Here is an 18,198-nt window from a genome sequence, read left to right on the forward strand (position 1 = left end):
CCTGCGAGGTGCCCCATGAGCACGACTCCACCGACGCCAGGCGCGACCCTCCCCGACGGACAACCCGTGCCGGACCCCGGGCCACAACCCGGCGCCGACAGCGGGCCGTTCGGCTGGCTGCGCGCACTCGGCCCGCGCGGCCGCCGCGCCTTCGCGGGCGCTTTCGGGGGATATGCCCTCGATTCCTACGACTACTTCACGCTGCCGTTGAGCATGGTGGCGCTGGCCGCCTACTTCGGCCTGAGCAGCGGCCAGACCGGGCTCATCACCACCGTCACGCTGGTCGTCTCGGCGGTCGGCGGCGCGGCGGCGGGCGTCCTCGCCGACCGGATCGGCCGCGTCAAAGCGCTGATGATCACGGTGCTCACGTACGCGGTCTTCACCGTGGCCTGCGGTTTCGCCCCCACCTACGAGGCGCTGCTCGTCTTCCGCGCCCTGCAAGGGCTCGGCTTCGGCGGCGAATGGGCGATCGGCGCGGTCCTCGTCGCCGAGTACGCCTCCGCGAAGCACCGGGGCCGCACGCTCGGCGCCGTCCAGAGCTCCTGGGCGGTGGGCTGGGCCCTGGCCGCGCTCGTCTACACGCTGGTGTTCCAGTTCCTCGACGCCGATCTGGCCTGGCGCGTCATGTTCTGGACCGGCGCGCTGCCCGCCCTCCTGGTCGTGTGGCTGCGCCGCCGCGTCCAGGACGCCCCGAAGGCGGCACAGGAACGCGAGTCGGGGCCGCGCAAGGACGCGCTCACACAGATCGCGGCGATCTTCCGGCCCGGTCTGCTGCGCACGACGCTCTTCGCGGTCCTCCTGTCGACCGGCGTCCAAGGCGGCTATTACACGCTCGCCACCTGGGTGCCCACCTACCTGAAGGACGACCGGGGCCTGACCGTGGTCGGCACCGGCGGCTATCTGTCGTTCCTCATCTCGGGCGCGTTCCTCGGCTACCTGACGGGCGGCTACCTCACCGACCGGCTCGGCAGGAAGCGCAACATCGTCCTCTTCGCCGTGCTCTCCGCGGTGTGCATCGTGGCGTACACGAACATTCCGGACAGCGCGAACACGCTGCTCCTGGTGCTCGGTTTCCCGCTCGGCTTCTGCATGTCGGCCATCTTCAGCGGCTTCGGCTCGTTCCTGAGCGAGCTGTACCCGACCGCCGTACGCGGCACGGGCCAAGGTTTCACGTACAACACCGGCCGCGCGATCGGCGCGGTCTTCCCCACCCTCGTCGGCTTCCTGGCCGACAGCTGGGGGGTGGGCGGCGCCCTGGTCTTCGGGGCGATCGGCTACGGCCTGGCGGTCGTGGCGCTGCTCGGACTGCCCGAGACGCGCGGAAGGGAACTCCTGTGAACACTCTCGAACCGGTCACGCGTACGGACGACCGCCCTGCCTCCTGGTCGCCCCGCCGGGCCCGCGCCCACTTCCGCGCGGGGGCGAGCGCCCCCACCGCCGGCTGGGCACGCGGCCATACGCAGGCCAACCTCATCTCCGTACCGGCCGACTGGGCCTACGACATGCTGCTGTTCTGCCAGCGCAACCCGAAGCCCTGCCCCGTCCTGGACGTCACGGACGCCGGCTCGTGGACGACGCCGCTCGCACCCGGCGCCGACCTGCGCACCGACCTGCCGCGCTACCGGGTGTGGCGGGACGGCGAGTTGACGGCCGAGCCGACGGATGTGGTCGACGTCTGGCGCGCGGACCTGGTGTCGTTCCTGATCGGCTGCAGCTTCACCTTCGAGTGGGGGCTGGCCGAGGCGGGCGTGCCGCTGCGCCACGTCGAGCAGGGCAGGAACGTGCCCATGTACGTCACCACGCGCGCGTGCCGCCCCGCCGGGCGGCTGCACGGGCCGATGGTGGTGTCGATGCGTCCGGTGCCGCAGCACGCCCTGGAGGCCGCCGTACGGGAGAGCTCGCTCATGCCCGCGGTCCACGGCAGCCCGGTCCATCTCGGGCCGCCGGACGGCCTGGGCATCGTGGACCTGGACGCGCCCGACTTCGGGGACCCGGTGGACCGCGAGCCCGGGGACATCCCCGTCTTCTGGGCGTGCGGGGTGACGCCGCAGGCGGCGGTGATGGCGTCGCGTCCCCCGTTCGCGATCACGCACGCGCCGGGCCACATGTTCCTCACGGACACCCGGGACGCGCAGCACCGGATCCTGTAGGGCGGCGGCACCGGATCTCGTGGCCGCAGGCCGTCAGGCCGCCGCTTCCGGGCCGATCCTGGCGCGGACGGCGGTCTGCACCTCGGCCTCCTCGGCCGGGTCCGCGGCGAGGCGGCGGAGCTGGTCGACCACGCGCGCGTCGCCGGTCTCGGCGTGGCGGGCGGCGACCTCGCGGGTGGACTCCTCGCAGTCCCACAGGCACTCGACGGCGAACCCGGCGGCGAAGGAGGGGTCGGTGGCGGCGAGGGCGCGGGCGGCGTGCCCGCGCAGATGGGACGAGGCGGTCTCGCGGTAGATATGGCGCAGTACGGGGGCGGCGCAGGCGATGCCGAGCCGTCCCGCCCCGTCGACGAGGGGCCACAGGGCGGGGGTGTCGGCTCCGTCGCCGCGCACCGCCTCCCGCAGGGCCCACAGCACGAGGTCGCTGTCCTGGGCGCCGCCCCGGCAGGCGAGCATGCGGCCCGCGGCGGCGCCGAGCGCGTCGGGCCTGCGCCCCCAGCGGCGGGCGCGCTCCACGGCGGCGAGGCTGCGCATCCGTTCGAAGGAGTCGAGGGCGGCGTCCACCACCACGCGCGCGGGTGACTCGACGGCGGCCTCGATGAGATCGAGGACGTCGGGATCGTGCGCGTCGGCGAGGTAGCGCAGGGCGGTGCAGCGTGCCCCGTCGTCGCCCTCCCGCGCGGCCCGCACGATCTGCGCGCGGTCCTCGGGTCCGGCGACGGCGGTCAGGCAGCGGGCGGCTGGCACGTAGAGGACGGCCCCGCGCTCGAAGCCTTCCTGCGCCCAGTCGAAGACGGCCTGCACGCTCCACCCGGGGCGCGGCCCCGAGGGCGTCATCTGACGCTGCCAGCGGTCGAACGAGCCGGCTTCCTGGGCGGCACGCACGCGTGCGCCCACATGCGGGCGCGGATCCTCGGCCCACAGGCGCCAGGGCCGCGGCTCGTAGGCGTCGCGGACGGCGGCGACGAGGGCGGCCTCGTCCTGCGCGGGGAACCTGGCGAGGACCGGCTCGGCGAGGGCGCGCAGGCCCGCGTCGTCGTCGCGCAGGGCCAGCTCGTCCAGGGCCCAGGCCCAGTTCGAGCCGAAGGCCGCGTACCTGCGCAGCAGCTCCAGGGCGTCCCGCCTGCCGTAGGAGGCGAGGTGGCCGAGGACCGCGAGCGCGAGCCCGGTACGGGTCTCGTCCGTGTCGAGGATGTCGTCGGGGCCGAAGAGATGCCGGTCGATCTCCCCGAGCTCGCCGTGGAGGTCGAGGTAGAGGCGGGCGTAGTAGAGGGAGCGGTTCTCCACCTGCCAGTCGTGGCGGGGGTCGCTCAGCACACAGTGATCGAGGGCGGCGAGGGCCTCGGCCCTCGGGGCCGTCAGCGCGTGCAGCGTGCCGTCGCCGCGGCCTCGCTGCAACAGGCCGAGCAGCGTACCGCTGGGCGCTATGACCGGTTCGAACATGGGAAACAGCCTCACATCAAGCGTCGACGCAACCGGGGACCTGGAACTACCTGGCCACGCGACAACACGTCGGAGCGCCCGCCGTCTCTTGCTTGCTGTAGACCATTTCTCTGCCTCTCGTCCTGGGTCCGGCCGGGCCGTTCACAGCCCGCGCGGTTCGTGGGCGTCACCTGCCCTGTCGCCGCGTCCGGAAATCACGTCGTCATCATGACCCAGCGGTTCTGCCCGCCGCGACCACATTTCCCGCACCCCCGTTTTGCCTGGTCAGACGCTGTGCGTCAGGAAGCTCCGAAGAGCTCCACGAGCTCCGCCTTGCCGAACATCCGGGCCGTGTCGACGGCCGAGGGAGTGCCCGCGGCCGGATCCGCGCCACCGTCGAGAAGGGCGCGGATCACACCCTCCTCGCCCTTGAAGACGGCGCCGGCGAGCGGGGTCTGGCCCTTGTCGTTGGCGCGGTTGGCGTCGGCGCCGCGCGCGAGGAGGGCGCGGACCGCGTCCGCGTGCCCGTGGTAGGCGGCCAGCATGACGAGCGTGTCGCCGCGGTCGTTGGTGAGGTTGGCCGGAACGCCCGCGTCCACATACTCCGCGAGCGCCTCGCTCTCGCCCCGCCGGGCGAGGTCGAAGATCTTGGTGGCCAGCTCCACGACCTCCGGGTCGGGGGCTTCGCTCATCGGCCGGACCGCCTTTCACATCTGTGCCGTCACGGCCGTGCGGCCGTACGAGTGAATCGACAGAGTACTGCCCGGCGGCGGCACATGAGCCGACCCCGCCGAGGCAAAGATCACCCCCAGTGCGGACGGGAGTCCGACGGCGCGACGGGATGAGGGACCCCTCCGACCACTCGCCGAATGGGTGAATTCCAGCTTATTCCACCCATTTGCACCTTTTGTCGTATAGATACATGCTGTGAGCCTGGAAGAACTCATGGTGACTGTCCCCATCAACCAGGAGAACCCTCATGATCCTCTCCATTTCGGGCGTCGTGCTGCTCGGCATCATCGTCTTCTTGTTCTTCCGCAAGGACGGCCTCAAGGCCTCGCACGCACTGGTCTGCGCCCTCCTCGGCTTCTACCTGGCGGGCACGGCCATCGCCCCGAGCATCAAGGCGGGCGGCGCGAGCCTCGCCAGCCTGCTCGGCGGGATCAAGTTCTGACGCCGTCCCCACCCGCACACACCCCCAGGAGACCGACGTGGCCAGGCGCCCTCTCCCCCGCATTCTGAGCACCGGCAGCGCCTCGATCGCCCGGAGCCGGGACATGGCACGGACGGCCGCCGACGGCGCCACCGACGTCCTCCACCCCCTCATCACGATCACCCGTGGCCTGCGCCGGCTGGCTGCCGCCGGACGGCGCAAGTGGGTGGAGACCCCGAAGGAACGGCGCAGCCCGCTGCTGTTCCTCGCGGGGGCGGTGGTCCTGGTCCTGGTGTTCCTCCCCTACGCGCCCCTGCTCGCCCTCATCTGCCTCATGGCGGTGGCCGCCTGGAAGGGCCGCGATCCCAAGCAGCCCGAGCCGACCGGCCCCGACGAGTCGCAGGTCCAGCGGCTCTCCTCGCTCTACGAGGCGCTCGTCCCGTACTTCTCCGTCGCCGAGGACCCCAGTCCCCTGTACGCCCACGGCGGCGAGTGGGAGAACGCGTTCGAGTCCTACGAGTTCGACGGTGACGGCCGCTTCGAGTCCCTCGCCCTGCGCTATCCGGCCTACTTCACCGACGGCGAGCCCGAGTCCCGGGCCCGCATCGAAGCGCTGCTCAACGCCAAGCTGGGGCGGGGCCGGGAGTATTACTTCGGGTGGGACGAGGAGGGCAACCGGCTCACCGTCACCGTCCTCGGCCCGCTGCCCACCGACATCGCCGCCCAGCGCTTCGTGACCTCCCCCGGCGAGACCGTGCTCGGCTTCACCGACGAGACCGGCGTGCAGCGCACGCTCCCCGTCATGGACGGCGAGGAGCAGCGCGACGTGCCGCCCGTCATCTGGCGCACCGGCATCCGCTCCACCGAACCCCACCTGCTCATCGTCGGCCAGCCCGGCACCGGCACGACCTCCCTGGTGCGCTCGGTCGCGCTCCAGGCCCTCAAGGACGGGGACGTCCTCGTCATCGAGGGCAGCGGGACCGGCGACTACGCGAGCCTCATCGGGCGGGCCGGCGTGCTCGCCGTGGAGTCGGGGCTCGCCGGCGCCCGCGCCATCCTCGAATGGGCCGCGCACGAGACCGAGCGGCGGCTCCTCTCCGCGAACCGGGCCCGGCAGACCGGGCACCCCGCGCCGGACGACACCAAGCGGCCCCTGTGGATCCTCCTCGACCGGCCCAGCGCCCTCGGCCACCTCGCGGCGGCGGACGGGCGTGAGGACCCGCAGTCCTTGTTGCGGGTCCCTCTGCGGCACGGGCGCGCGGCGGGCGTGACGGTCGTCGTCGCCGAGCAGTTCGACAGCCTCGGCGGCCTCGACGAGCACGTCGGCGCGCACACCCGCGCGCGCGTGGTGCTCGGCCCCGCCACTCCGGCGGAGCTCCAGGACGTCCTCGGCGCCCTCCCCCTCACCACCCCGACCACCGAGGCCCCTCCCGGCCGCGGCTACGCCCGCCTGGGCACCGGCCCGGTCCTCCGCCTCCAGGTGCCGGCCACCCCCGACCCGAACGACGACGCCACCAGCGAGGCCCACCGCCAGGCGGTCATCGCCCTCCTCCCGGACCCCATCACCCCACCGGACGCGGCCCCCGCGCCCCAGGCCGACAGCGCGGCGGCGGAGTCGATCCCGGCCGAGGCGATCTCCCACGCCCCGGCCTCGCAGACCCCGGTCAAGACGGAGCCGCCCCAGCACCCGCCGATCCCGACCGACCCGCCCAAGCCGCCGCCGACCCCGGCGAAGCCGCCCCGGCACACACGAACCCCGGCGGAGCCGCCCCAGCACACGCCGATCCAGGCGGAGGCGCCCGGGGGCGAGATCGTCCAGAGCGAACCGCTGGAGGAAACGTCCAGCGCGGCGGAGTCTGCGCCGACGAAGCCCCATTCGACGGAGCCGATCCCCACCGAGCCCGCGACGACCGGGCCTACGGCGACGAGGCCCGTTCCGACAGAGTCGATCCCCACGGAGCCTGCGCCGACCGAGCCCCCGGAGTCGATCCCGACGGAGCCTGCGCCGACCGAGCCCGCGCCGACGAAGCCCGCCACGACGCAGCCCGCGCCGACGAATCGCGCCCCGACGATGCCCACCCCCACGGAGCCGATCCCGACGGGCCCCGCGCCGGCGGAACCCATCCCGGCCGAGCCCATCCGGACGGAGACGGCCCCGACGGAGTCCGTCCCGCAGGAGGCCGAGGCGCTCGCCGAGCGATAGGCGCCGCCGAGGCGGGCGGACCCGTCACGCCACCGTCTGCCGCCCGCCCGGCGCCCGCACCCCGCCGCCCTGCGTGGCACCCGCACCCACACCCCGCCGCCCAGCCCGGCGCCCGCACCCACACCCCGTCGCCCAGCCCAGCGCCCGCACCCGAACCCGCCACCCCGCCCAACCACAACTCCGCACTCCGAGCAGCCGCACCGCACCCTCACGCGATCAACGTCCGGGGAACCTCCCCGCCCACCCCCTGCCCCTCCCGCACCAGCCTCGCCGCCGTCGCCAGGCGGAGGGCCGCTTCCTCCGCCACCGCGCCGCTCACCGTGAAGGGCAGGCGTACGTAGCCCTCGAAGGCGCCGTCGACGCCGAAGCGGGGGCCGGAGGGGACGCGGACGCCGACGCGTTCGCCGACCTCGGCGAGGCGGGAGCCCGAGAGGCCGCCCGCCTTGACCCAGAGGGTCAGACCGCCGTCGGGGACGTCGAACTCCCAGGAAGGCAGCGCGCGGCGGACCGCCGTGACGAGCGCGTCCCGGTTCTCCCGTGCCTGGTCGCGGCGCAGCTGCACGGCCGCCTCCCACCCCCCGGTGCTGAGCAGCCAGTTCACGGCCAGCTGTTCGAGCACGGGCGTGCCCAGATCCGCGTACGCGCGCGCGGCGACAAGGCTGCGGATGACGTCCGGCGCGGCCCGGACCCAGCCGATCCGCATACCGGCCCAGAACGCCTTGCTCGCGGAGCCGACGGTGATCACGGTCGATCCGGCCGGGTCGAACGCGCAGACCCGGCGCGGCATCTCCCGGCCCTCGTCGAGCCGCAGCTCCGTCATCGTCTCGTCGACGACGAGCACCGTGCCCGCCGAGCGCGCGGCGTCGACGAGGGAGCGGCGCTGCTCCTCGTCGGCGAGGGCGCCGGTCGGGTTGTGGAAGTCGGCGACGACGTACGCGAGCCGGGGCGCGGCGTCGCGCAGCACCTGCCGCCACCGGTCGAGGTCCCAGCCGCTGAGCCCGTCCGCCATGGCGACGGGGACGAGCCGCAGGCCAGCCTCGCGCATGAGCTGGAGGATGTTGGCGTAGCTGGGCGATTCGACGGCGACCCGTTCGCCGCGGCCCGCGAAGAGGTGGCAGATCGCGTCGATGGCGCCCATCGCCCCGGTCGTGACCATGATCTGCTCGGGCATGGTCGGGATCCCGTGCGCCGTGTACCGCTCGGCGATCATCGTGCGCAGCGCGGGCAGCCCGGCCGGGTAGTCGCCGTGCGTATGGGCGTACGGCGGCAGCTCCTCCAGGGCGCCCTGCACGGCCCGGGTCAGCCAGGGTTCGGGCGCGGGCAGCGCCGCCGTGCCGAGGTCGATCATCGAGCCGAGCGCTTCGGGCGGCAGGGGTTCGAGCCCGCGCGCGGGGAGCGGATTGCCCGCCGGGACGGCCGTCCAACTGCCCGCACCTCTGCGCGACTCCAGGAACCCTTCGCCGCGCAGCGCCTCGTAGGCGGCCGCGACGGTCGTCCGGCTGACCGAGAGCGCCTGCGCCAGTTCGCGTTCGGCGGGCAGCCGCGCGGCGACCGGGACGCGGCCCTCCAGGACGAGCAGCCGGACACCGTCGGCGAGGGCGCGGTAGGCGGGCGGGCGGCGGGTGCCGGGCCCCGCCGGACGCGGTTGCTGCGAGGTGAGCAGCCGGGCGAGCTGGGCCGATCCGATCGCCGAAGTCCACTGAGCCATACGAATCAGTCCACCTTTCCGGAATTGGCCATGGTTCACATCCGCCTGGAAGCCACACAGTGGCATGCACCAGGCCACAACCACCACCCGGGGGACCCCTTGCCCGCACCGTCCACCTCACCCGCCCCGCACCGCCGCCTCCCCCGCCGCCTGATCCAGCTCTACGCCGGACTCGCCCTCTTCGGCTTCAGCTCGGCGCTCCTCGTCGAGGCGCGGCTCGGCCTGGAGCCCTGGGGCGTCCTGCACCAGGGGCTCGCGGAGCGCACAGGCATCTCCATCGGCGTCGTGTCGATCATCATCGGCGCGATCGTGCTGCTCCTCTGGATCCCGCTGCGCCAGCGTCCCGGCCTGGGTACGGTCTCGAACGTCTTCGTCGTCGGCCTCGCCATGGACGCGACCCTGGCCGTCGTACCGGATGTGCACGCCTACGCGGTGCGCGTCCCGCTGATGGTGGTGGCGATCCTGCTGAACGGGGTCGCGACCGGCCTCTACATCGCGGCCAGGTTCGGCCCGGGCCCGCGCGACGGCCTGATGACCGGCCTGCACCACCGCACGGGCCGCTCCATCCGCCTGATGCGCACCGCCGTCGAGGTCACCGTCGTGATCACCGGCTTCCTGCTCGGCGGCACGATCGGTGTCGGCACCGTCCTGTACGCGCTCGCGATCGGCCCGCTCGCCCAGTTCTTCCTGCGGGTCCTCGCCGTGCCGGCCCCGCCCGCCGACTCGACGGCGGTCGCCCCCGCCCCCGTACGCAAGGCGATACTGCGACGGTGACCAAGCCCGTACGCCGCCCCGTGCCGCACCCCTACCTCGACCACCCGGGCCCGCTCCCGTTCGCGCACCGCGGCGGGGCGGCGGACGGCCTGGAGAACACGGTCGCCGCGTTCCGCCGCGCGGTCGGCCTCGGCTACCGCTACATCGAGACGGACGTGCACGCCACGGCCGACGGCCGCCTGGTGGCGTTCCACGACGACACGCTCGATCGGGTCACGGACGGCAGCGGCCTGATCGCCGGCCTCCCCTGGGACGAGGTCCGGCACGCGCGCGTGGCGGGCAGCGAACCGGTCCCGCTGTTCGAGGAGTTGCTGGAGACCTTCCCCGACGTGCGCTGGAACGTCGACGTCAAGGCGGAGCCCGCGCTGCTCCCCCTCCTCGACCTGATCGAGCGCACGCGCGCGTGGGACCGCGTCTGCGTCGGCTCGTTCTCGGAGCCGCGGGTCGCCAGGGCCCAGGCGCTCGCCGGGCCGCGCCTCGCCACGTCGCTCGGCACCAGGGGCGTCCTGGGTCTGCGCCTGCGGTCGTACGGGCTGCCCTTCCCGTTGCGCGGCACGGCCGTGTGCGCGCAGGTGCCCGTGGGGCAGTACGGGGTCCGGGTCGTCGACCGTCGCTTCGTGCGGGCCGCCCACGCGCGCGGGATGCAGGTCCACGTCTGGACAGTCAACGACGAGGCCGAGATGCGGCGGCTTCTCGACCTCGGGGTCGATGGCATAGTTTCCGATCACATCGAGACGCTGCGCGACGTCCTCAAGGACCGGGGCACCTGGGCCTGAGCGCCGCCGCGCGGCGCCGGACCACGGGGAACGCAAGGGGACACGGGTGGGCACCGACACCGTGCGGGAGACGGCGAACGGGGCCAGTGCCCTCGCCGACCGCAGGCGCGAGCAGCGCGGCTGGTACGTCTACGACTGGGCCTGCTCGGTCTACTCGACGAGCGTCCTGACCGTGTTCCTCGGCCCGTACCTCACCTCGGTCGCGAAGGCGGCGGCCGACGCGGACGGCTTCGTGCACCCGCTGGGCGTCCCGGTCCGCGCCGGGTCCTTCTTCGCGTACACGGTCTCCCTGTCGGTGGTCCTCGCGCTGTTCGTGATGCCGCTCGCGGGCGCGGCGGCCGACCGTACGGGCCGCAAGAAGCCGCTGCTGGCCGCCTCGGCCTACGTGGGAGCGGCGGCGACGGCCGGCATGTTCTTCCTGTCCGGCGACCGCTACCTGCTCGGCGGCGCGCTGCTCGTGACCGCGAACGCCTCGCTCGCCGTGTCGATGGTGCTCTACAACAGCTACCTGCCGCAGATCGCGCCGCCGGAGGAGCGCGACGCGGTCTCCTCGCGCGGGTGGGCCCTCGGTTACGCGTCGGGCGCCCTGGTTCTCCTGGCGAACCTGTGGCTGTACACGGCGCACGACACCTTCGGTGTCGCGGAGTCGACGGCGGTGCGGATCTGCCTGGCGTCGGCCGGTGTGTGGTGGGGCGCGTTCACCGTGGTGCCCCTACGCCGCCTGCGCGACCGGCGTACGGCGTCCGGCCCGGCCCGTACGGCGCCGGGCTTCCGCCACTTCGCCGCCACGGTCAGGGACATGCGCCGCTACCCGCTGACGCTCTCCTTCCTGCTCGCCTACCTCGTCTACAACGACGGTGTCCAGACGGTCATCTCGCAGGCGTCCGTGTTCGGCTCCGAGGAGCTCGGCCTCGGCCAGTCGACGCTCATCGTGGCCGTGCTGCTCGTCCAGATCCTCGCGGTGGCGGGTGCCCTGGCGATGGGCCGCCTCGCGCGCGCGTACGGCGCCAAGTACACGATCCTGGGCTCGCTCGTGGCCTGGACGGTGACGATCGCGGCGGGTTACTTCCTGCCGCCGAAGTCGCCGGTGTGGTTCTTCACCCTCGCGGTCGGCATCGGACTCGTGCTCGGGGGTACTCAGGCGCTGTCACGGTCTCTGTTCTCGCATCTCGTGCCGGCCGGGAAGGAGGCGGAGTACTTCTCCGCGTACGAGATGAGCGACCGCGGCATGAGCTGGCTGGGGCCCCTGGTGTTCGGGCTCGCGTACCAGCTGACCGGGAGTTACCGGGACGCGATCGGGTCCCTGGTGCTGTTCTTTCTGGTCGGTTTCGCCCTGCTCGCCCGCGTTCCGGTGCGGCAGGCGGTGCGCGACGCGGGCAATCCCGTACCGACCCGGATTTAGCACCTGAAGGCAAAGGCCGGTAGTGTACGCGGTTGGCCTGCCAGGCGTACCGTTACTGCACGTCAAGAATGTGAGACGCTAGGTGACATCTGGTGTCAGATGTGACAAACCGGGCGTTGGTGGGTACAACAAGGGGCGGCTACGACGGCGACGCATTGCCCGGAACGGGAATCTTTACCGCCGACCGGACGTTGACCGGATGACGACGACAGCGACACCTGTCCTGTGGGCGACAAGCCCGGGAGGCACGATTCATGAGTGAGCGAGCTCTTCGCGGAACGCGCCTCGTAGTGACGAGCTACGAGACGGACCGCGGTATCGACCTGGCTCCGCGCCAGGCCGTGGAGTACGCATGCGAGAAGGGACATCGCTTCGAGATGCCCTTCTCGGTGGAGGCCGAGATTCCGCCGGAGTGGGAGTGCAAGGTCTGCGGGGCCCAGGCACTTCTGGTGGACGGTGACGGCCCTGAGGAGAAGAAGGCCAAGCCGGCCCGTACGCATTGGGACATGCTGATGGAGCGGCGCACCCGCGAGGAGCTCGAAGAGGTCCTCGAGGAGCGTCTGGCCGTCCTGCGTTCGGGCGCGATGAACATCGCGGTCCACCCGAGGGACAGCCGCAAGTCGGCCTGACCCGAGGATCCACGGCATAACGTGAGACGGCCGGGGCCGGACACACACTGTGTGTCCGGCCCCGGCCGTTCTCATTGTCCGAACAGTTACGACGGCATGATCGGCGGGCGCGGCCGGGCTCCGTCCGGGCCGTTCGACGGCTTGTCGTCGTCCCGGACGACCTCTCCCTGGATCACCGTGCCCCCACCGCCCGCCGGGCCGCCGCCGCGGCTCTGCTGGAAGGCGGTGCCGAACGTGCCCCGGGTGGCGGCGCTCATCTTCCGCTCGATGGTCCGCTCCGTGTAGCGGCTCAGCGCTGCCCGGACCGGCGGCACGAGCAGGAGCAGGCCGAGGGCGTCCGAGATCAGCCCCGGGATCATCAGGAAGAGGCCGGCGAGCATCAGCAGCCCGTTCCCCTGCGAGCGCTGCTCGCCCGCCTCCACGGTGCCCGGGCGCTGCTGGCGCTGGAGCGTCTCGCTGAGGTTCTGGAAGGCGCGGCGTCCGGCCGCCTTGATCACGGCGGCGCCGAGGACGAAGCCGCCCACGAGGAGCAGGAACAGCGTGAAGCCGCCGACGGCGCCCGCCACCACCGTCAGCAGCCAGATCTCCAGGACCACCCACGCGGCGACGGCGAGCGGCAGGAACGTACGGACCCGGGAGCGCCGGGCGCCGGTGGACTGGTTGCTGGGCGGTGTGCCTGTGGTCATGCTCCCAGTGTGCCTGGGGGCCCGTCCGAGTGGCGTAAACAGGGACTGAGCGGAGACGACGGCCCGGTCAGGCGCGGTCGGAGGATCTCGAGGCCCCTGAGGGGCCGGAGGAGCCGTCGGAGGGGCGGCCGAGCATCTTGCCCACCCGGGCGCCCACGCCCCACGTGGTGACCCGCCACAGGGCCTCCACGACGATGTCCTTGCTCATCTTGGAGTCGCCCAGCTCGCGCTCGACGAAAGTGATGGGGACCTCGACCACGTGGTAGCCGGCCTTCACGGCCCGCCGCGCGAGGTCGACCTGGAAGCAGTAGCCCTGTGAGGCCACGTCGCCGAGCCCGAGCCCTTCGAGGGTCTCGCGGCGGAACGCGCGGAAGCCGCCGGTGACGTCGCGGATCGGGACGTCGAGCAGCAGCCGGGAGTAGGTGGAGCCGCCGCGGGAGAGGAACTCGCGGGACTTGGGCCAGTTGACGACCCGTCCGCCGGGCACCCAGCGCGAACCGAGCACCAGGTCCGCGCCCTTGAGGGCGGTGAGCAGCCGGGGCAGCTCCTCGGGCTGGTGGGAGCCGTCGGCGTCCATCTCGACGAGGACGCCGTACCCCTGCTCCATGCCCCAGGCGAAACCGGCGAGGTAGGCGGCGCCGAGGCCCTCCTTGCCGGTGCGGTGCAGAACGTGGACATGGTCGTCGTCCGCGGCCAGTTCGTCGGCGAGCTTGCCCGTGCCGTCGGGACTGTTGTCGTCGGCGACCAGTACGTGGGCGTCGGGCACCGCGGCCCTGACCCGCCCGACGATGGCCGTGATGTTCTCCGCCTCGTCATAGGTCGGAATGATCACCAGGGCCGTACCGAGAGGGCCGAACTCGCGCCCACCGCCGTCGCTCACAGATTCCCCTTAAGAACTACACGCAGCACACCAGTGCGCTACCTAGCTGCACAAGGGGACCTACCTTAGCGAGCGCCGCAGGTCGGGCCGACACTGCGGATCGGGGCCGGGCGTCCTTCGGGCCGACCTGGGGCCCGCTGGCTGCGGGTCGACCGAGAGCCGTTGTCTACTGAACGCCCGGGCCCCACCCGGGTCGCACCTCGCCGACCGGCCGGAACGTTCCAGCGCCCCGTGGCACGGGCGCCGGACTGCGTTCTACCACCGCGTAGTCTGCGCGGCCGTGCGAAAGGTGGTGGACTCGGCCGAACCTACCCGCCCCCTGCGGCGGTCTGTCAACAGCCGTCCCACCTGCACCTCTTTGTGAAGACGGCTGGTCAGGGGCGAGGATGCGCAGGTCTGCGGGGACCGCGGGTGCCCTGGGCGGGCCGCACGCCGCCCCGGTATCTCACTCGTCCGGCCCTACGTACACCGGCTGTCCGGAGACCACCGTCCGCAGGCAGACGGGGAGTTGGGCGCCCGGCGAGAGGTCCGGCAGCCCAGGGGTGCCGGAGCGCGGGTCGGTGGACCAGCGGGCCACCCGGTCGTCCGGGGCCTGCACGATCAGCTCGTCGGTGCGCCAGACGGCGTAGTCCGCGGGGGCGCCCGGAACGAGGATCCCGGCGTCGTCGCGGCCGACGGCGCGCCAGCCCCCGCGCGTGTGGGCGGTGAACGCGGCCCGTACGGAGACCCGGTGCCCGGGCGTGCGGTGGAAGGCGGCGGCGCGGACGGTGCCCCACGGGTCGAGCGGGGTGACCGGGCTGTCGGAGCCGAACGCGAGCGGGACCCCTGCGCGCAGGAACGCCGCGAACGGGTTGAGGGTGCGCGCCCGTTCGGCGCCGAGGCGGTCGGCGTACATGCCTTCCTCGCCGCCCCACAGCGCGTCGAAGGCGGGCTGCACGGACGCGGTGAGGCCGAACTCGGCGAAGGCGGCGACGGCTTCGGGCGTCATCATCTCGGCGTGCTCGACGCGGTGCCGGGCGGCGCGCACGCGCGCGAGGCCGACCTTTTCCGCGGCGGCGCGCATTCCGTCGACGACGGCGGTGACGGCGGCGTCGCCGATCGCGTGGAACCCGGCCTGGAGGCCCGCCTCGGTGCAGGCGGCGACGTGCGCGGCGACGTCGGCGGCGTCCAGGTAGCCGGTGCCTGTGTGTCCCGCGTCGGCGTAGGGCGCGTGCAGGCAGGCCGTGTGCGAGCCGAGGGCGCCGTCCACGAAGAGGTCACCGGCCGCGCCGAGGGCACCGAGGGCGCGGGCGCGCTCGATGTCGCGGTCGGCCCAGTACCCGGCGACGCGCGGGCCCGGCTCGGAGCGGGCGAGGTCGAGCAGCCCCGTGAAGTCGTCCTCGGAGGAGATGTCGGGGCCGCCGCACTCGTGGATCGAGCCGATGCCGAGGGACGCGGCGTGCCGCAGGGCGGCGCGCTGGGCCTCGGTGCGCTGCTGGGGTCCCACGGCGCCGAGGGCGGCGGCGCGGACCGCGTGGTGGGCGTCGCGGGTCAGGGGCTCGTCGGCCGCGAACCCGGCCTGGTCGCGGACGCCGGGCACCAGATCGAGCAGGGCGGTGCTCACGGCCGCGGAGTGCACGTCGATGCGGGAGAGGTAGAGGGGGCGGCCGCCGGTGGCCTCGTCCAGCTCCGCGCGCGAGGGCGGCCGGGTGTCGGGCCAGCGGGCCGCGTCCCAGCCGTGGCCGAGCAGCACCCGGTCGGCGGGGCGGGCCGCGGCGTGGTCCCGGACGAGGGTGAGGGCCTCCTCGCGGGTGCGGGCGGCCGTGAGGTCGAGCCCGGTGAGGGCGAGGCCGGTCGAGGTGGTGTGGACGTGGGCGTCGGTGAACGCCGGGGTGACCAGGGCGCCGTCGAGGTCGATCACCTCGTCCACGCCGTCCGCGAACGCGTCCGCCGCGCCTTCCGAACCGACCCAGGCGATGTGTCCGGCCTCCACCACCATCGCGGTGGCGAAGGGGTCGGCGGGGCTGTGGACCTCGCCGCGCCGGAGGAGAACGGTACGGATGCTGGGGGGCGTGCTCATGGGGGACAGTCTCCCGCGCGCGCCGCCACGCGCGCGTGCCGGGGTCCTTTTTGTCGGCCCTCGGCCCACCTGGGCGCTAAATGCGCGGCGGCCGGGCCTCGTAGGGCGTGGAGAGGACGACCGTCGTGCGGGTGGAGACGCCGGCGAGGGAGCGTACGCGCGCGAGGAGGTTCTCCAGTTCGTGCGGGGTCTCGACGCGGACCTTGAGGATGTAGTTCTCGTCCCCGGCCACGCTGTGGCACGCCTCGATCTCGGGGACGCCCGCGAGCCGCTCGGCGATGTCGTCGGGGGCGCTCGGGTCGAACGGCTTCACCGAGATGAACGCGGTCAGCGGCAGGCCCACCGCCTCGGGGTCGACGACCGCGGCGTACCCGCGGATCACGCCGCGCTGCTCCAGGCGGCGCACTCGCTGGTGCACGGCCGACGTGGACAGGCCCGTGGCCTTGCCCAGGTCGGTGTAGCTCATCCGCCCGTCCTTGACGAGCAGCTGCACGATCTGTCGGTCGAGCTCCTCCATGCGGCAGAACCTACCGCCCCGTGATCGCCCGGGATACCTCGGAGCGGCGCGAACGGCCCTGTGCGGCCCCTTCGCCTACCGCGCCCCGGGCACGGGCAATCGGCATGTGACGAAGACCACACACTTCCGACCGTGTCCTCACACGGGAAGCGATTACCGCGTGGGCGGGGAGGGAAGTGCTTGCTGTGGTCGTGGCCGCGGTTCCTGGTCGGCCCACCCGAGGGGGAGATTCCCATGCAGAACGTGAAGCGTCCCGGACGCCCCGCATCCCGTCAGCGCAAGCGCACCGTCGCCGAGCCCCAGCCGGAGGGCGTCGAACGCGACGTCTTCGACGAGGAGTCCGTCGAAGCGGACACCGGCATCGACGCCGACGCCGACTCCTACGACACGTTCGAGATGTACCGGGTGCTCTGCCCGGACTGCGCCCAGCCCATCGCGCTCCTCGCGGACGAGGACGTCCTGCCGGAGCACGCGCTGTGCGCCTCGCCCTGGAACCCGTTCGGACTCACCGTCTGCGCGGGCACGGGCCGGCCGGCCGCCGAGGCGCGGCCCGCCGACGAGCTGATCGGGGCTCAGGAGCAGGACACCGCCCTGCTCCTGACACTGCCTCAGGGGCTCGACTGGCGCATGCAGCCGTTCTCGCACGTGGGCGGGCCCGGTTCGCGGCCGCTGCGCGTGCCGTTCCAGCCGAACCGCCGGGCCGCGGCCTGAACCGCGCCCCTTCCTCTAGCCGAGATTTGTCCAGTACCTGCCCTGCACCATGGCCCGCAGGCTGCCGTGGTGCAGGATCAGCGTGTCCGGATCGGCGGGCACGACGGCCTCCCCGAAGTGGATCTGGCGGTAGGCGACGCGGAGCATCACGATCGCGTGCCGCAGCGCCGCGTAGAGCGTGTGGAAGTCCATGTCGCGCGGGATGTGCCCGGTGAGTTCGGCGTAGCGCGCCTCGACGCGGTCGCGGCGCAGGAAGCCGGGCAGGCCGCGCTGGCCGAAGCCCTCGGTCAGGTCCTGGAAGAAGCGGTGCAGATAGACCGTCCAGCCGAGGTCCACCTCGCGCGGGGCGAGCGCCGCCATCTCCCAGTCGAGGACGGCGACCGGGGTGAAACCGTCGTAGACGACGTTGCCGATGCGGGCGTCGCCCCAGTTGAGGACCGGCTCGCCCTCCTCGCGCGGCCACAGCTCCTCCAGGCGCGCGAAGGCGCTCTCGATGAGCGGTGAACGCGCGAGGCCCTCGACGACCCAGGCGTAGTAGGCGCGTTGGGCCTCGACGTGTCTGCGCAGCGGGCTCCCGTCGCCCGGCAGAGCGAGGAAGTCCGCCTCGGCCGCGGGTACGCCGTCGTGCAGTTGGGCGAGCAGTCGGATGCTGGCGTCCTCCAGACGGGCGCGCTCGTCGTCCGTGGCGGCGTGCAGCCAGTTCCCCTCGTACGTGTAGGGCATCACGTCGGGCGGGACGCGCCCGGCGACCCGCTCCATCACGAAGAACGGCGCGCCGAGCGCCGTCGTGTCCTCCTCCAGCCAGAGCACGCGCGGCACCGGCAGCCGGGCCCGTTCGGCGGCCAGCCGCATCGTGCGGTACTGCCGCCCCATGTCGTACACCGGGAAGACCGTGTACGCCGACGGGTCCGCGGCGAGCCGCAGCGCGCACGCCCTGACGGGAGGCCTGGGGTGCTCGATGTCGAAGAGCAGGGTCTCGCTGGACATGCCGTTGGACGTGGGGACGGTGACGTTCACCGCCTTGGCGCCGGGCAGGCGGTGGCCCAGCCAGGCGGTGAGGCGGCGGGCGATCTCCTCGGGTTCCCGCGTGGAGGTGCGGGGGCGCGGTGCGCCGGCCATGACCGGACT

At 73.2% G+C, this 18,198-nt stretch carries 16 protein-coding genes and 1 pseudogene; 9 read left to right on the forward strand and 8 right to left on the reverse strand.

Going from position 1 to position 18,198, the window contains the following annotated elements:
- The first annotated feature begins 15 nt into the window (after window positions 1–15).
- Together N5I75_RS05230 and N5I75_RS05235 are read left to right on the forward strand one after the other, a co-directional pair.
- Window positions 16–1,338, forward strand: a complete 1,323-nt coding sequence (locus N5I75_RS05230) for an MFS transporter (protein ID WP_476674807.1) — start codon at window positions 16–18, stop codon at window positions 1,336–1,338.
- A complete protein-coding gene (locus N5I75_RS05235; protein ID WP_476674809.1) occupies window positions 1,335–2,150 on the forward strand; it encodes a putative hydro-lyase in 816 nt (271 codons plus the stop codon). Before N5I75_RS05230 ends, N5I75_RS05235 begins: the two co-directional genes overlap by 4 nt.
- Before the next feature lie 33 nt (window positions 2,151–2,183).
- On the opposite strand, the gene N5I75_RS05240 is transcribed toward N5I75_RS05235, so the two are convergent.
- Entirely contained in the window at window positions 2,184–3,593 is a 1,410-nt protein-coding gene (locus N5I75_RS05240; RefSeq protein WP_476674811.1) for a HEAT repeat domain-containing protein, read from the reverse strand.
- Window positions 3,594–3,871: 278 nt separating this feature from the next.
- Complete coding sequence (locus tag N5I75_RS05245; RefSeq protein ID WP_361081006.1) at window positions 3,872–4,264, reverse strand: ankyrin repeat domain-containing protein; 393 nt, start codon at window positions 4,262–4,264, stop codon at window positions 3,872–3,874.
- Between the two features lie 287 nt (window positions 4,265–4,551).
- On the opposite strand from N5I75_RS05245, the gene N5I75_RS05250 reads away from it, so the two are divergent.
- Window positions 4,552–4,746: a hypothetical protein gene (locus N5I75_RS05250; protein ID WP_324767692.1), complete on the forward strand. Its 195-nt coding sequence runs from the start codon at window positions 4,552–4,554 to the stop codon at window positions 4,744–4,746.
- A 37-nt stretch (window positions 4,747–4,783) separates the two neighbouring features.
- Window positions 4,784–6,358: pseudogene (locus N5I75_RS05255) on the forward strand (P-loop NTPase family protein); the annotation flags it as partial.
- A 778-nt stretch (window positions 6,359–7,136) separates the two neighbouring features.
- On the opposite strand, the gene N5I75_RS05260 reads toward N5I75_RS05255, so the two are convergent.
- Entirely contained in the window at window positions 7,137–8,636 is a 1,500-nt protein-coding gene (locus tag N5I75_RS05260; RefSeq protein ID WP_476674814.1) for an SCO1417 family PLP biosynthesis transcription factor, read from the reverse strand.
- 30 nt (window positions 8,637–8,666) lie between these two features.
- Between N5I75_RS05260 and yczE the strand changes: the two genes are divergently transcribed.
- The 4 genes from yczE to N5I75_RS05280 all read left to right on the forward strand — a co-directional run bounded on the left by yczE (window position 8,667) and on the right by N5I75_RS05280 (window position 12,217).
- Window positions 8,667–9,410 (forward strand): membrane protein YczE, encoded by a 744-nt coding sequence (yczE, locus tag N5I75_RS05265; protein ID WP_476674815.1) that lies wholly within the window; start codon window positions 8,667–8,669, stop codon window positions 9,408–9,410.
- A complete protein-coding gene (locus tag N5I75_RS05270) occupies window positions 9,407–10,186 on the forward strand; it encodes a glycerophosphodiester phosphodiesterase family protein (protein ID WP_476674817.1) in 780 nt (259 codons plus the stop codon). Before yczE ends, N5I75_RS05270 begins: the two co-directional genes overlap by 4 nt.
- A gap of 46 nt (window positions 10,187–10,232) precedes the next feature.
- Window positions 10,233–11,588 (forward strand): MFS transporter, encoded by a 1,356-nt coding sequence (locus N5I75_RS05275; RefSeq protein ID WP_476674819.1) that lies wholly within the window; start codon window positions 10,233–10,235, stop codon window positions 11,586–11,588.
- Between the two features lie 254 nt (window positions 11,589–11,842).
- The gene (locus N5I75_RS05280; protein ID WP_003977404.1) at window positions 11,843–12,217 is read left to right on the forward strand and encodes an RNA polymerase-binding protein RbpA; all 375 of its coding nucleotides are present in this window, start codon (window positions 11,843–11,845) and stop codon (window positions 12,215–12,217) included.
- 86 nt (window positions 12,218–12,303) lie between these two features.
- Here the strand turns inward: N5I75_RS05280 and fxsA are convergent, their stop codons facing one another.
- The 4 genes from fxsA to N5I75_RS05300 all read right to left on the reverse strand — a co-directional run bounded on the left by fxsA (window position 12,304) and on the right by N5I75_RS05300 (window position 16,359).
- Entirely contained in the window at window positions 12,304–12,903 is a 600-nt protein-coding gene (gene fxsA / locus N5I75_RS05285) for an FxsA family membrane protein (RefSeq protein ID WP_476674821.1), read from the reverse strand.
- 67 nt (window positions 12,904–12,970) lie between these two features.
- On the reverse strand, window positions 12,971–13,783 hold the full coding sequence (locus tag N5I75_RS05290; protein ID WP_476674823.1) for a polyprenol monophosphomannose synthase: 813 nt from the start codon (window positions 13,781–13,783) through the stop codon (window positions 12,971–12,973).
- A gap of 445 nt (window positions 13,784–14,228) precedes the next feature.
- Complete coding sequence (locus tag N5I75_RS05295; protein WP_476674825.1) at window positions 14,229–15,842, reverse strand: amidohydrolase; 1,614 nt, start codon at window positions 15,840–15,842, stop codon at window positions 14,229–14,231.
- A 76-nt stretch (window positions 15,843–15,918) separates the two neighbouring features.
- Window positions 15,919–16,359: an Lrp/AsnC family transcriptional regulator gene (locus tag N5I75_RS05300; protein WP_018534770.1), complete on the reverse strand. Its 441-nt coding sequence runs from the start codon at window positions 16,357–16,359 to the stop codon at window positions 15,919–15,921.
- Window positions 16,360–16,593: 234 nt separating this feature from the next.
- Here N5I75_RS05300 and N5I75_RS05305 point away from each other — a divergent pair, with 234 nt between their 5' ends.
- A complete protein-coding gene (locus N5I75_RS05305; RefSeq protein WP_476674828.1) occupies window positions 16,594–17,070 on the forward strand; it encodes a hypothetical protein in 477 nt (158 codons plus the stop codon).
- Between the two features lie 15 nt (window positions 17,071–17,085).
- On the opposite strand, the gene N5I75_RS05310 is transcribed toward N5I75_RS05305, so the two are convergent.
- The gene (locus tag N5I75_RS05310) at window positions 17,086–18,189 is read right to left on the reverse strand and encodes a phosphotransferase family protein (RefSeq protein WP_476674830.1); all 1,104 of its coding nucleotides are present in this window, start codon (window positions 18,187–18,189) and stop codon (window positions 17,086–17,088) included.
- Between the last annotated feature and the right edge of the window lie 9 nt (window positions 18,190–18,198).

Source organism: Streptomyces sp. R818, from assembly GCF_056172735.1.